The sequence below is a fragment of the Stenotrophomonas sp. CS3K5 genome (assembly GCF_059515225.1).
In genome coordinates this window covers 357,543-370,753 of the sequence record NZ_JCAKRX010000003.1, presented here as the reverse complement: position 1 = coordinate 370,753, position 13,211 = coordinate 357,543, and the positions used below count along the sequence as shown (strand labels likewise).

At 66.3% G+C, this 13,211-nt stretch carries 12 protein-coding genes; 7 read left to right on the top strand and 5 right to left on the bottom strand.

Annotation, left to right across the window (positions count from 1 at the left end; genetic code table 11):
* Positions 1 to 66 precede the first annotated feature (66 nt).
* Together AC5YGJ_RS06780 and AC5YGJ_RS06775 are read right to left on the bottom strand one after the other, a co-directional pair.
* Positions 67 to 726, bottom strand: a complete 660-nt coding sequence (locus tag AC5YGJ_RS06780; RefSeq protein WP_496186115.1) for an exopolysaccharide biosynthesis protein — start codon at positions 724 to 726, stop codon at positions 67 to 69.
* The gene (locus AC5YGJ_RS06775; RefSeq protein WP_107233098.1) at positions 710 to 2,014 is read right to left on the bottom strand and encodes a hemolysin family protein; all 1,305 of its coding nucleotides are present in this window, start codon (positions 2,012 to 2,014) and stop codon (positions 710 to 712) included. The genes AC5YGJ_RS06780 and AC5YGJ_RS06775 overlap by 17 nt, the downstream gene beginning before the upstream one ends.
* Before the next feature lie 292 nt (positions 2,015 to 2,306).
* On the opposite strand from AC5YGJ_RS06775, the gene AC5YGJ_RS06770 reads away from it, so the two are divergent.
* Together AC5YGJ_RS06770 and AC5YGJ_RS06765 are read left to right on the top strand one after the other, a co-directional pair.
* A complete protein-coding gene (locus tag AC5YGJ_RS06770; RefSeq protein WP_079221423.1) occupies positions 2,307 to 2,933 on the top strand; it encodes a DUF47 domain-containing protein in 627 nt (208 codons plus the stop codon).
* A gap of 13 nt (positions 2,934 to 2,946) precedes the next feature.
* Positions 2,947 to 4,068: an inorganic phosphate transporter gene (locus AC5YGJ_RS06765; RefSeq protein WP_057495877.1), complete on the top strand. Its 1,122-nt coding sequence runs from the start codon at positions 2,947 to 2,949 to the stop codon at positions 4,066 to 4,068.
* 393 nt (positions 4,069 to 4,461) lie between these two features.
* Here the strand turns inward: AC5YGJ_RS06765 and AC5YGJ_RS06760 are convergent, their stop codons facing one another.
* From AC5YGJ_RS06760 to parE, 3 genes are all read right to left on the bottom strand, one after another.
* Positions 4,462 to 5,952, bottom strand: a complete 1,491-nt coding sequence (locus tag AC5YGJ_RS06760; protein ID WP_249844384.1) for a S10 family peptidase — start codon at positions 5,950 to 5,952, stop codon at positions 4,462 to 4,464.
* 110 nt (positions 5,953 to 6,062) lie between these two features.
* A complete protein-coding gene (locus AC5YGJ_RS06755) occupies positions 6,063 to 6,641 on the bottom strand; it encodes a GNAT family N-acetyltransferase (RefSeq protein ID WP_496186165.1) in 579 nt (192 codons plus the stop codon).
* A 123-nt stretch (positions 6,642 to 6,764) separates the two neighbouring features.
* The gene (gene parE / locus AC5YGJ_RS06750) at positions 6,765 to 8,654 is read right to left on the bottom strand and encodes a DNA topoisomerase IV subunit B (RefSeq protein WP_249844383.1); all 1,890 of its coding nucleotides are present in this window, start codon (positions 8,652 to 8,654) and stop codon (positions 6,765 to 6,767) included.
* Positions 8,655 to 8,826: 172 nt separating this feature from the next.
* Here parE and AC5YGJ_RS06745 point away from each other — a divergent pair, with 172 nt between their 5' ends.
* The 5 genes from AC5YGJ_RS06745 to eno all read left to right on the top strand — a co-directional run bounded on the left by AC5YGJ_RS06745 (position 8,827) and on the right by eno (position 13,209).
* A complete protein-coding gene (locus AC5YGJ_RS06745; protein WP_107233100.1) occupies positions 8,827 to 9,060 on the top strand; it encodes a hypothetical protein in 234 nt (77 codons plus the stop codon).
* 400 nt (positions 9,061 to 9,460) lie between these two features.
* Complete coding sequence (gene pyrG, locus AC5YGJ_RS06740; RefSeq protein WP_057495881.1) at positions 9,461 to 11,125, top strand: CTP synthase; 1,665 nt, start codon at positions 9,461 to 9,463, stop codon at positions 11,123 to 11,125.
* Between the two features lie 18 nt (positions 11,126 to 11,143).
* Positions 11,144 to 11,491: a hypothetical protein gene (locus tag AC5YGJ_RS06735; RefSeq protein WP_496186114.1), complete on the top strand. Its 348-nt coding sequence runs from the start codon at positions 11,144 to 11,146 to the stop codon at positions 11,489 to 11,491.
* Positions 11,491 to 11,820, top strand: a complete 330-nt coding sequence (locus AC5YGJ_RS06730) for a hypothetical protein (protein WP_496186113.1) — start codon at positions 11,491 to 11,493, stop codon at positions 11,818 to 11,820. The genes AC5YGJ_RS06735 and AC5YGJ_RS06730 overlap by 1 nt, the downstream gene beginning before the upstream one ends.
* Before the next feature lie 96 nt (positions 11,821 to 11,916).
* Positions 11,917 to 13,209 (top strand): phosphopyruvate hydratase, encoded by a 1,293-nt coding sequence (eno, locus tag AC5YGJ_RS06725; RefSeq protein ID WP_496186112.1) that lies wholly within the window; start codon positions 11,917 to 11,919, stop codon positions 13,207 to 13,209.
* The last annotated feature ends 2 nt before the right edge of the window (positions 13,210 to 13,211 follow it).

Genomic DNA, 13,211 nt, shown 5'->3' with positions numbered 1-13,211 from the left:
CGGCCGCTGGCCGGCAATCCCGGAAACGTGGCGGCCGGCCAGCGGCCGGCTCTACCGGGTGCCGGTTCAGAACCAGCGCTGCACCAGATCCACCGTGTAGCCCACCAGCTGCCCCGAACTGAAGCCGAAGAAGGTGATCGCCGCCAGCGCGGCGATCCAGTTGAACAGCATCAGCGCGCCATCACGTTCCAGCAGCGCCAGCGAGAACAACAGCAGCTGGAAGCCGAACAGGAAGTTGGTGAACGGAATCGGCAGCGACAGCAGGATGCCCAGCAGCACCAGCAGCAGGCCGGTAAACGCGTGCGCCGGCAGCGGGGTCAGCAGCTGCGGCAGGCGCGGTTTCAGCATCCTGTCCAGGCGCCGCAGCGGCCGGTCGATGCGGTCGAGGAAGCGGTGCATGGTGCCGCGCTTCGGCCCGCGACGTGCGATGAAACCCGGCAGCCAGGGACGGCGCAGGCAGCACAGCATCTGCAGGCCGATCAGGATCACCAGCGGCCCGCTGACCGCACCGCCCATGCCCGGGATCGGGATGAACGAGGGCAGGATGGCGACGAACAGGAACACGCCGAAGGCGCTCTGCTGCAGGTTGCAGAGAATCTGGCCGAGCGGCATGTGCTCGGTGGGCTCGCCGGAGGCGAACATCTCCAGCAGGGTGCGGATGCCCTCGTTGCGGTAGGCCGGGCGATCAGCGCCCGGACCCTGGCCGGCCTCAGGCGGTGAGCTCATCAGCCTGCTCGTCGGACAGCGTGCGCAGCAGCAGCTTGTCCACGCGCGCACCGTCCAGGTCGACGATCTCGAAGCGCCAGCCGGCCCAGTCGAAATACTCGCCCGCATGCGGGATGCGGCCGAAATAGTGGATGCACATGCCGGCCAGCGTGTAGTAGTCGCCGTCCTCGGCATCGGGCAGGTCGTTGCTGCCGATCAGCTCGCGCAGGTCTTCGATCGGCAGTGAGCCATCCACCAGCAGCGAGCCGTCCTCGCGGGTCACCACCAGCGCGTCCTCATCGGCGTTCTCAACGGCCTGCAGGCGGCCGACCACCGCGCCCATCAGGTCGCTGATGGTCACCAGGCCCTGGATCTCGCCGTACTCGTCCACCACCAGCGCCATCGACTGCTGTTCCTCGCGGAAGATCTCCAGCAGCTTCATCGCATGGGTCGATTCGGAGACATACAACGCTTCGCGCAGGGTCTGGAACAGCGCGTTGTCACCGCGTGCCATGCGGGTGGCCAACGATTTCAGCTCCAGCACACCGACCACGTCCTGGTCGTTGTCGCGATACACCGGATAGCGCGAGAACTCATGCTCGGCCATGATTTCCAGGTTCCGCTCCAGCCCGGCCTGGGTATCGAGCCAGGCGATGCGGTTGCGCGGGGTCATCAGGCTGTCGGCGGTGCGGTCGCCCAGGCGCATGACGCGGTTCATCATGTCGCGCTCATGGGCGTCGATCACGCCGGCCTCGTGGCTCTCGGCCACCAGCATGCGGATCTCCTCTTCGGTCACCTGGGCGGCCTCGTCCTTGCCCAGGCCGAGAATCTTCAGTACCAGCTGGGTGGTCTTGGACAGCAGCCAGACAAACGGCAGGGCCAGCTTGGCCAGCCAGCTCATCGGCATGGCCACCAGTCCGGCGATCGCCTCCGAGCGGGTCAGCGCCAGGCGCTTGGGCACCAGTTCGCCAAAGATGAGCGTGATGAAGGTGATCAGGCTGACCGCCAGTACCGTGCCGATCTTGCCGGCATAGGCGAAACCGGGCATCAGGCCCTGGATCCAGCCGGCAAAGGCGTCGCCCAGCGCTTCACCGCCGAGATAGCCGGTCAGCACGCCGATCACGGTGATGCCGATCTGCACGGTGGACAGGAAGCTCTCCGGCTTCTCCGACAGCTCCAGTGCCTTGGCAGCGCGCTTGGAGGTGGCGGCCATCTGCTTCAGGCGGCTCTTGCGTGAGGTCATGACCGACATCTCGGACATGGCGAAGAAGCCGTTCAGCAGAACCAGCGCGAAGACAATCAGGATCATTTCAAACACGGGCGTCGTCCCCGGTTGGTGGCAGGGAGGGCGGGTGCTGGCGATGGCGGCAGGCGCTCAGGAACAGGGTCCGGCGCGGCGCAGGGGGGTAAGGGTCGTCGTCCATAAGGTGCGCCCGAAGGCGCGCTGGCATCTTAGCAAAGGGGCATGGCCGGGTGGCAACCGCCTGTTCAGGTTGAGGCGGGCAGGGGCCCGGATTGGGGCAGGGATACCCGAGATGGTCATCTAGCCGTCATAATTCGCCTTGGTGCCGTCCTTCCCGCGACGGCTGACAGGTTTCTCAATGTTCTCTCTGCAGACCATTTTCGGTTCCGGCAAACAGTTCTACACCCTGCTCGATGAGGCTGCCGTCGCGGCCAATGACGCCGCCAAGGCGCTGCATTCCATGCTGCGCGAGGCCGACCGCCAGCCTGCGCTGGACGCTTTCAAGCTGGCCCGCCTGCGCGAACGCGCGGCCTCGGACAAGATCAGCCAGGCGCTGGTGGACAGCTTCATGACCCCGATCGAGCGCGAAGACATCGAAGCGCTGGGTTCGGCGCTGTACAAGATTCCCAAGCAGATCGAGAAGTTCGCCGATCGCTATTCGCTGGCCACGACCCATCTGGAGCACATCGACTTCGCGCCGCGCGCGGCGATGCTGGAGCAGGCGGCCGGCGTGGTGGTGGAAATGGTGGCCGACCTGCGCCACATGAACCTGGACCGGATGACCGCGCTAAACGAGAAGCTGCGTTCGCTGGAAAACGAGGCCGACCGCCTGATGCTCGAGCTGTACCGCGACATCTATTCCGGCCGCCTGGACAACCTGCAGATGTTCCTGTTGAAGGAATTCTTCGAGATCCTGGAAAAGGCCATCGACCGTTGCCGCGAGGCCGGCGTGGTGGCGTACCAGATCGTGTTGAAGAACAGCTGACGGACGCCGCCGCATGTTGACCCTTGTCCTGGTGGTGATCCTGGCCGCGCTCGTCTTCGAGTTCATCAACGGCTTCCACGACACCGCCAACTCCATTGCCACGGTGGTCGCGACCAAGGTGCTCTCGCCCGGCTGGGCGGTGATGCTGGCCGCCTTCATGAACCTGATCGGTGCGCTGACCGGTACGGCCGTCGCCCTGACCATCGCCTCCGGCCTGCTCAACACCAACGTGGTCGATGTCACCCCGCAGGTGATCCTGTGCGCGCTGCTGGGCGGCATCATCTGGAACCTGATCACCTGGTGGAAGGGCCTGCCGTCGTCCTCCTCGCACGCGCTGATCGGTGGCCTCTGCGGCGCCGGCCTGGCCGCCGCCCACAACAACTGGGACGCGCTGATCTGGTCCGAGCGCCTGGGCAACTGGGCGCAGAACAAGGGCCTGCTGTGGAAGGTGTTCGTGCCGATGATCACCTCGCCTATTGCCGGCTTCCTGCTGGGCATCGTGGTGATGGTGCTGCTGTGGGCGCTGATCGCCGGCCTGGCCAAGGTTGGCGGCGCCATCGGCCGTCTGGCCCGTCCGCGCATCGTCAACGCCTTCTTCGGCAAGGCGCAGATCGCCTCGGCGGCCTACATGGGCTTCGCCCACGGCCACAACGACGCGCAGAAGACCATGGGCATCATCGCCATGACCCTGATCGGCGCTGAAGCCACCGGCGCGCTGGACAACCTGCCGTCGTGGCTGGCCTTCATGCACCCGGATGCGCATGCCGGTGATGGCATCGCGATGTGGATCGTGCTGACCTGTGCGGTGGTGATGGCTGCCGGTACCGCCTCGGGTGGCTGGAAGATCATCAAAACCCTGGGCCACAAGATGGTCAAGCTGCATCCGATCCACGGCTTCGCCGCAGAGACCAGCTCGGCCACCATCCTGACCCTGGCCGCCCACTTCGGCATGCCGGTGTCGACCACGCACAGCATCTCCACTGCGATCATGGGCGTTGGCTTTGCCAAGAACCCGCGCTCGCTGAAGTTCGGCGTGATCGAGCGCATCATCTGGGCCTGGATCCTGACCATTCCCGCTGCCGGCGGCTGTGCGTACCTGATCCTGAAGCTGTTCGAGCTGTTCGGCTGGACCTGATGCCCGCAGCCTGGGGGGTAGAGCCCTTTCCCTGCGGGAAAAGGATCTGACCCCGGAAAAGAAAAAGCCCGCCGGATTCCGGCGGGCTTTTTTCATGGGAAAAACATTATTTCTGCACCCATCGTGTCGACCAAGGTCGACACCTACCAAAGCAGAACGCCGTTCGGACAGGCCGCCGGAATCTGTCGAAGGCGGGGTGGGTCCGGTTGCGGGGGTGTCCGCGGCATGGATGCCGCGGCCAAGCCCCCATGGACGGGTTTACGGCGTCCCCCGCAACCGGACCCGCCTCGCCAACCCTCGGAAATCCGGCTTTTGACGTTGGACGTTGCCGTTGCCGTTGCTGGTGCCGTTGCCGCCAGCGGGTGCCGGGCCGCAGGCCCGGCCGGAACTCCCTCAGTTGCGCTGGAACAGCGCCTGCACATCCCTGCGGAACGCTGCCTGGCTGTCCGCCCGGCTGTAGAACATGTGGCCGCCCGGGTAGCTGCGCACCTGCACCCGGTCCGGGTTGCTGCCCATCGCCGGCATCTGGTCCACGGTCAGGATCGAACCCATGAACGGGCAGGACAGGTCATTCCAGCCGTGCACGATCAGCACCTGCAGATGCGGATCGATCGCCACCGCCTGGCGCAGCTGGGTCACCGCGCCCTGACGCAGTTCGCCATTGCGGTCCCACAGCCGGTTCACCTCGTAATTCAGCGCCTGGTAGCGCGCATCCACCTTCCAGCCGACCACGCGCGTCACGAAGTCGACCATCGCGGTGGTGGTCGGCGCGATGATGCTGTCCAGCAGCGGATCGTTGGCGCGCTGCTCCGGATCGTTCGGGAACGGATCGAACGCGGTCACGTTGGAGTCGTAACGGCTGCCCAGCGTGCCCTTGTCGCGGAACACTTCGCGCAGGTAGGCCTGGGTCTCCAGGCGGCCGCCGGCACGGCGTACGAACTGCGGGTCCAGCCCGGTCAGTTCGGTCACCCGGCGCAGCATCGCCTCGGTGGCCTGCGGGTCGCTGCGGCCCTTCATCAGTGCGGTGGCGTAGTCGCCGCGGGTGTATTCGACCACCTCGCGCATCGCCGCATCGGTCAGCTTGCCCTGGCGCTCCAGATGCGCTGCGGCGATCGATGGCAGCGTCTGCATCCACGCCATCGGCGAGACGTCGGCGTTGTCTTCCAGCGTCGGGCTCAGGTACGGCGACACCAGCACCAGGCCGTTCATCGCCACGCCCAGCCGGGTCTGCAGGAAGTGGGTGATGCGCGGGCCGCGATAGCCACCATAGCTCTCGCCGGTCAGGTACTTGCGCGAGGCCATGCGCTGGTTGCGCAGCAGCCAGTCGTAGATCGAGCGCGACAGGTATTCGATGTCGGCGCCGGGGTTGTACAGCTGCTTCTTGGCTTCATCGTCGCCGATGCGAGCGCGGCTGAAGCCGGTGCCGACCGGGTCGATGAACACCAGGTCGGTGAAGTCCAGCCAGGTGCCCGGGTTGTCGTGCAGGGTGGCCGGCGCCGAGGCACTGTCGCCCTCCGATCCGAAGGTCACCACCTTCGGCCCGATCGCGCCCATGTTGAGGTAGACCGACGACGCGCCGGGGCCACCGTTGAGTGCGAACGTTACTGGCCGGTCCTTGCCCGGCATCGTGTAGGCGGTGAACACCACATCGGCAATCACCTTGCCCGACGCATCGCGCACCGGCAGGGTGCCGACCGTGGCGGTGTAGTCGAGCGTGCGCCCGTTCAGGCGCATGCTCTGGCGGGCCGAGGCGTCGGCCGGCAAGGCGGGTGCTTCGCTGGCGTCGCCTTTCGAATCAGGCTGAGCGGCGGGCGCGGCCAGCACGCTGGCAGGGGCGATGAGCAGGCCGACGCAGAGCGCGGCAGTATGCAGCAGGGACTTCATGGCACCGGATCGGCAGCGGAAGGGGATTCCGATGCTAGGCCGCCCGGGCCCCGCAACGAATGTGTCCAAAGGCATGCCCGCCCGCGCTGGCCGGTTGTGGCCAGATTGGGTCAAGCGGGCAGGGCGTTGGCCGCGTCGTCGTGCGCCAGCAGGCCGTACACGGCCGAGTCCGAGAGCTCGCCCTGGATGCGCCAGCGCTGGCGCAGGATGCCTTCGCAGTGGAAGCCCAGGCGTTCGAGCACATGTGCGGAAGGCGCATTGCGCGGATCGATCTCGGCTTCGATGCGGTGCAGGTGCAGGGTGCCGAACAGGTAGGCCAGCACCTGCTGCAGGGCTTCGTGCATGTAGCCCTGGCCCTGGCGGTCGGGCGCCAGCAGGTAGCCGATCTCGGCGCGTGCGGCGTCGCGATCGACGGCGAACACCACGCAGATGCCCAGCAGCGGGCCGTCCAGGGTTTCCCGTACAGCCAGCTTGAGCTGGGTGCCGATGGCATGGGCGGCCAGGTCGTCGTCGATCTGTTCGCGGGCTTCGGCCGGTCGGGTCCAGGCCGGATGGTTCCACCAGCGCATCACGTCCGGATCGGACTGCAGCGCGAACAGTGCGGCAGCGTCGTCACGGCGGATCGGGCTGAGGACCAGCCGCGCACTGTGCAGGGGCAGGCCGGGGAACAACTGCGAGTGGCTGGCCAATAGGGTGGTCCACACGGATGGACGCGCATTATGGCGCCGCCGGGTTTGCCGATGGCGGCGGATGGGACCCGGCGCCCAATCCGGTAGTGCCGGCCAGCGGCCGGCACTGCCGTGGATCCAGGGTCAGACTTCCAGCGAGGCCAGGTCGCCCTTGGCTTCCAGCCAGCCCTTGCGGTCCGAAGCGCGCTTCTTGGCCAGCAGCATGTCCATCAGCGAGCGGGTCTGCTCGCCATCGTCCACGGTCAGCTGCACCAGGCGGCGCGTATCCGGGTGAATGGTCGACTCGCGCAGCTGCGGCGGGTTCATCTCGCCCAGGCCCTTGAAGCGGGTCACGTTGATCGCGCCCTTGATCTTCTCGCGTTCGATCTTGTCCAGCATCGAGCGCTTTTCTTCCTCATCCAGGGCGTAGAACACCTGCTTGCCCACATCGATGCGGAACAGCGGCGGCATCGCCACGAACACATGGCCGGCATCGACCAGCGCCGGGAAGTGCTTCAGGAACAGCGCAGTCAGCAGGGTGGCGATATGCAGGCCGTCGGAGTCCGCGTCGGCCAGGATGATGACTTTGCCGTAACGCAGGCCGCTGATGTCATCCTTGCCCGGGTCGCAGCCGATGGCGATGGCCAGGTTGTGCACTTCTTCCGAGGCCAGCACGCTGTTGGAAGATACCTCCCAGGTGTTCAGGATCTTGCCGCGCAACGGCATGATGGCCTGGAAGTCCTTGTCGCGGGCCTGCTTGGCGCTGCCGCCTGCCGAGTCACCTTCCACCAGGAACAGCTCGGTGCGCGACAGGTCCTGGCTGATGCAGTCGGCCAGCTTGCCGGGCAGGGCCGGGCCCTGGGTGACCTTCTTGCGGACGACCAGCTTCTCGGTCTTCAAGCGCGCGCTGGCGCGCTCGATGGCGATCTGCGCGATCTTCTCGCCCAGCTCCACGTTCTGGTTCAGCAGCAGGCTGAAGGCATCATGCGCGGCGCCTTCGACGAAACCGGCGGCTTGGCGCGAGGACAGGCGTTCCTTGGTCTGGCCGCTGAACTGCGGGTCGGTCATCTTCAGCGACAGCACGAACGACACGCGGTCCCACACGTCTTCCGGGGCCAGCTTGACGCCGCGCGGCAGCAGGTTGCGGAAGTCGCAGAACTCGCGCAGCGCTTCGGTCAGGCCGGTGCGCAGGCCGTTGACGTGGGTGCCGTGCTGGGCGGTGGGAATCAGGTTGACGTAGCTTTCCTGCACCAGTTCACCTTCCGGCAGCCAGGCCACGGCCCAGTCCACCACCTCGGTGTCCTTCTTCAGATTGCCCACGAACAGGTCGGCCGGCAGCGATTCGCGCTCGCCCAGCTCCAGCTTCAGGTAATCGCGCAGGCCGTCTTCGTAGTACCAGGTATCGACTTCACCGGTGGCCTCGTCGGTCAGCTTGACGGTCAGGCCCGGGCACAGCACGGCCTTGGCGCGCAGCAGGTGCTTGAGCGCACGCACCGCAAATTTGGGCGTGTCGAAATACTTCGGGTCGGGCCAGAAGCGCACGCGGGTACCGGTATTCTTCTTGCCGACGCTGCCGACCACTTCCAGCGGGGTGGCGCGATCGCCGTTGCGGAAGGTGATGCGGTGTTCGGCACCTTCGCGCTTGATGTGAACTTCCACCAGAGTGGACAGCGCATTGACCACGCTGACGCCGACGCCGTGCAGGCCGCCGGAGAAGGTGTAGTTGTTGTTGCTGAACTTGCCGCCCGCATGCAGGCGGGTGAGGATCAGCTCGACGCCCGGAATCTTCTCCTCCGGATGGATGTCCACCGGCATGCCGCGGCCGTCATCGCTGACCTCCACGCTGCCGTCCTTGTACAGGGTGATCTCGATCGAACGGGCGTGGCCGGCGAGGGCCTCGTCCACCGAGTTGTCGATCACTTCCTGCGCCAGGTGGTTCGGGCGCGCGGTGTCGGTATACATGCCGGGACGGCGCTTGACCGGGTCAAGGCCGGACAGGACTTCAATATCGGCGGCGTTATAGCGGGCGTTCATCTATCTTCTAAAGCGCGGAGCGACGCGCAAGTGTGCGGTCTGTGCGGCGAATTTGCACGCCTGCGGTTCAGCCTCGGCGGCGGGGAGGGGGTAAAATGGCAGCTGCTGGAATCTGAACGCCGGCGACCCCCATCGGGTCGAAACGTCCAAGCCATACCGCGAGGAGGACCTCATGAAGAAGTTGCTGACCATTGCGATCCTGGCCGCTGCCGCCGTTGCAGTGCCGCTGGTTCTGGCGCAGAACGCCGGCCAGCCGGCGCCGCAGCAGGGTGCCCAGGCCGACAAGGCGCAGGCCGAGGCGGACGCCAAGGCCAAGCGCCGTGCCCAGGCCAATGCCGAAATGAAGGCGCAGGGCCAGCCGGCCCCGCAGCAGGAAGAGGAAGAAGAGGCAAGGAAGAAGAAGTAACGCTTCCGCCCTCTGAAGCCCTTGCCACAAGGGATTCGCCCCCCGACGCCCCGCCCAGCGGGGCGTTTCTTTTGGCCGATGACCGCAACTGCCCCTTGGGTTGGCGGCCATCAATCTGTAAACTACGGCTTTCCGGGAGTAAGTGCGTGTCCACCCTTTGCGAATGGGCTGGCACGGCCAAGCGTGGCCGCCAGCAATGCGGGTCGCAGGTGACGGTCGATGTGACCGGCACGGCCACCCCGACCTCGCACGGTGGTCCCCGTCCGGCGCCCGCCGCGGCACGGCCCCGCATCTCCCTCGCTGCCCCAGCGAACCGGAAAACCCCCTTCAAGCCCCATGCCCGCCCACCGGGCGCGCGTGGTGCTGCCGTTTTCCATTTCCAGACAGGATGCTTGCAGCCATGACTCCCTTGATTTTCGTAACCGGCGGCGTGGTGTCCTCGCTCGGCAAAGGCATTGCCGCCGCGTCACTGGCCGCTATTCTCGAAGCCCGTGGCCTGAAGGTCACGATGATGAAGCTCGACCCTTACATCAACGTCGACCCGGGCACCATGAGCCCGTTCCAGCACGGTGAGGTCTACGTCACCGACGACGGCGCCGAGACCGACCTCGACCTGGGCCACTACGAGCGCTTCGTGCGCACCCGCCTGAGCCGCAAGAACTCGGTCACCACCGGTCGCATCTACGAGAACGTGATCCGCAAGGAGCGCCGCGGCGACTACCTGGGCGCGACCGTGCAGGTCATTCCGCACATCACCGACGAAATCCGCCGCTGCATCGACGAAGCCACCGAGGGATACGACGTGGCGCTGGTCGAGATCGGCGGAACGGTGGGTGACATCGAGTCGCTGCCGTTCCTGGAGGCGATCCGCCAGGTACGCACCGAGCGCGGCCCGGAAAAGGCGCTGTTCATGCACCTTACCCTGGTGCCGTACATCGGCGCGGCCGGTGAGCTGAAGACCAAGCCGACCCAGCATTCGGTGAAGGAACTGCGCTCGATCGGCATCCAGCCCGACGTGCTGCTGTGCCGCTCGGAGCAGGCCGTGCCGGATTCGGAGCGCCGCAAGATCGCCCAGTTCACCAACGTCTCCGAGCGCGCGGTGATCAGCGTGCCGGACGTGGACGTCCTGTACCGCATCCCGTCGGGCCTGCACGCGCAGGGCCTGGACGAGATCGTGGTCAATCAGCTGAAGCTGGCCGACAAGGCCGGCCCGGTCGACCTGTCGATGTGGGAGGACGCGGTGGACGCGACCCTGCATCCGCTGGACGAAGTGACCATTGCCGTGGTCGGCAAGTACGTCGACCACCAGGACGCCTACAAGTCGGTGGGCGAGGCGCTCAAGCACGGCGGCCTGCGCCAGCGCACCAAGGTCAACCTCAAGTGGCTGGAAGCACAGGACCTGGAAGGCACCGACATGGCCGCGCTGGCCGATGTCGACGGCATCCTGGTGCCGGGCGGCTTCGGCGACCGTGGTTTCGAAGGCAAGGTGCTGACCTCGAAGTTCGCCCGCGAGCAGCAGGTGCCGTACTTCGGCATCTGCTACGGCATGCAGGCCGCAGTGGTCGATTACGCACGCAACGTGGTCGGCCTGGAAGGCGCCAACAGCACCGAGAACGATCGCCAGTCGCCGAACCCGGTGATCGGCCTGATCACCGAGTGGCGCACCGCCAGCGGTGATGTTGAAAAGCGCGATGACAAGAGCGATCTCGGCGGCACCATGCGCCTGGGCCTGCAGGAACAGCGCCTGAAGCCGGGCACGCTGGCCCGCGAGCTGTACGGCAAGGACGTGGTTGCCGAGCGTCACCGCCACCGCTACGAGTTCAACAACCGCTACCGCACCCAGCTGGAAGACGCTGGCCTGGTGATCGCCGGCAAGTCGATGGACGACACCCTGGTGGAAGTGGTGGAACTGCCGCGTGATGCGCACCCGTGGTTCCTGGCCTGCCAGGCGCATCCGGAATTCCTGTCCACGCCGCGTGACGGCCACCCGCTGTTCATCGGTTTCATCCGTGCCGCGCGTGAGCGCAAGGCGGGCGGCAAGCTGCTTTCCGAAGTGCGCGCCTGATGTCGGTGAGGGCTTTGCGTGAGTCGTGACCCCTGGCAGGCGCTGGAAAACCAGCGTCGACGCCGGCACTGGAGCCAGTGGCCCTGGGGTGTGATTGCGCTGGGCCTGGCGGTGCTGTTCACCGTGGGCATGTTCGGTCTGGTGCTGATCAGCGCCGCGTCCGTGCGGCCCCCGGGTGATGGGGGCAGCGCTTTCAACCTGCGGGCCTGCTTCATTGCGCTGCTGGCCGGGGAGTTGGTGACGGCGGTGGGGTGTATCGCTGCCGCCGGACTGGCCTGGCGCCTGAACCGTGGCAAGGTGGCTGCCGGTCTGGCGATCATCCTGCTTTCGCTGTGGCTCGGCGCCCTGTTCTACGGGGTGCTCTGATGAATGCGACTCTGGCAACGCGTGATCGGCCCTGGGGCCTGATCGCGCTGGCGCTGGCTGCTGTTTCCTGGGCCGGGCTGACGGCAGCCGTGCTGGCCTTCGCCGCCAGTTTCGGCTCGCCCGGTGATGGCAACCATGGCATGCAGGCCATCCAGTATTGGATTCTGGCTGCCCTGGCCATGCTGGTGCTGTCCTTCCTTGGCAGCCTGGTGGCGATGGTGATGGCCTGGCGTCGCCGCCGCGGCGGCGTGTGGGCCGCCATCGCCGGTGGCCTGCTGGTGCTGATGCTGTCGTTGATCCTGATGGTGATCGGGGCCAGTCTGGCCTGACGGCGCGCGCGCCATTTGGCAAGTGGCGGGCAGCCGGGGATAATCACGCGGCATTCGTTTTGTCGCCCCCTCTCCATACAGGTAACCGGCCCGACCATGAGTACGATCCGCAGCATCCACGCCCGTGAAATCCTCGACAGCCGTGGCAACCCTACGCTGGAAGCCGAAGTCATCCTGGAGGACGGTTCGTTCGGTCGCGCCGCGGTTCCCTCCGGCGCCTCGACCGGCACCAAGGAAGCGGTCGAGCTGCGTGACGGCGACAAGACCCGTTACCTGGGCAAGGGCGTGCGCAAGGCCGTCGACAACGTCAACACCACCATCGCCGCCGCGCTGAAGGGCTTCGAGGCCACCGACCAGGCCGGCCTCGACCGTCGCCTGATCGACCTGGACGGCACCGAGAACAAGGGCCGCCTGGGCGCCAACGCGCTGCTGGGTGTTTCGATGGCCGCTGCGCACGCCGCCGCTGCTTCGAACAAACAGGCGCTGTGGCAGTACTTGGCCGCCAAGACCAGCGTGACCCCGTCGCTGCCGGTGCCGATGATGAACATCATCAACGGTGGCGCGCACGCCGACAACAACGTCGACTTCCAGGAGTTCATGGTGCTGCCGGTCGGCTTCACCTCGTTCTCCGAAGCGCTGCGTGCCGGCACCGAGATCTTCCATTCGCTGAAGTCGGTGCTGAAGGGCCACGGCCTGAGCACCGCCGTGGGCGACGAAGGCGGCTTCGCACCGGACTTCCGCAGCAACGTTGAAGCGCTGGACACCATCCTCGAAGCGATCGGCAAGGCTGGCTACACCGCCGGTGAAGACGTGCTGCTGGGCCTGGACGTGGCCTCCAGCGAGTTCTTCGAGAACGGCAAGTACAACCTGGTCGGCGAGAACAAGCGCCTGACCTCCGAGCAGTTCGTCGACTTCCTGGCCGACTGGGCCGCGCAGTACCCGATCATCACGATCGAAGACGGCCTGGCCGAGAACGACTGGGCCGGCTGGAAGCTGCTGACCGACCGCATCGGCAAGAAGGTGCAGCTGGTGGGCGACGATCTGTTCGTCACCAACCCGAAGATCTTCCAGGAAGGCATCGACTCGGGCACCGCCAACGCGATCCTGATCAAGGTCAACCAGATCGGTACCCTCAGCGAAACCCTCGAAGCGATCGCCATGGCCGACCGTGCCGGCTATGCCGCCGTGGTCTCGCACCGTTCGGGCGAAACCGAAGACACCACCATCGCCGACATCGCGGTGGCCACCACCGCCACCCAGATCAAGACCGGCTCGCTGTGCCGCAGCGATCGCGTGGCCAAGTACAACCAGCTGCTGCGCATCGAGGAAGCCCTCGGCGCCGGCGCGCGTTACGCCGGTCGTGACGCGTTCGTTTCGCTGAAGCGCTGAGC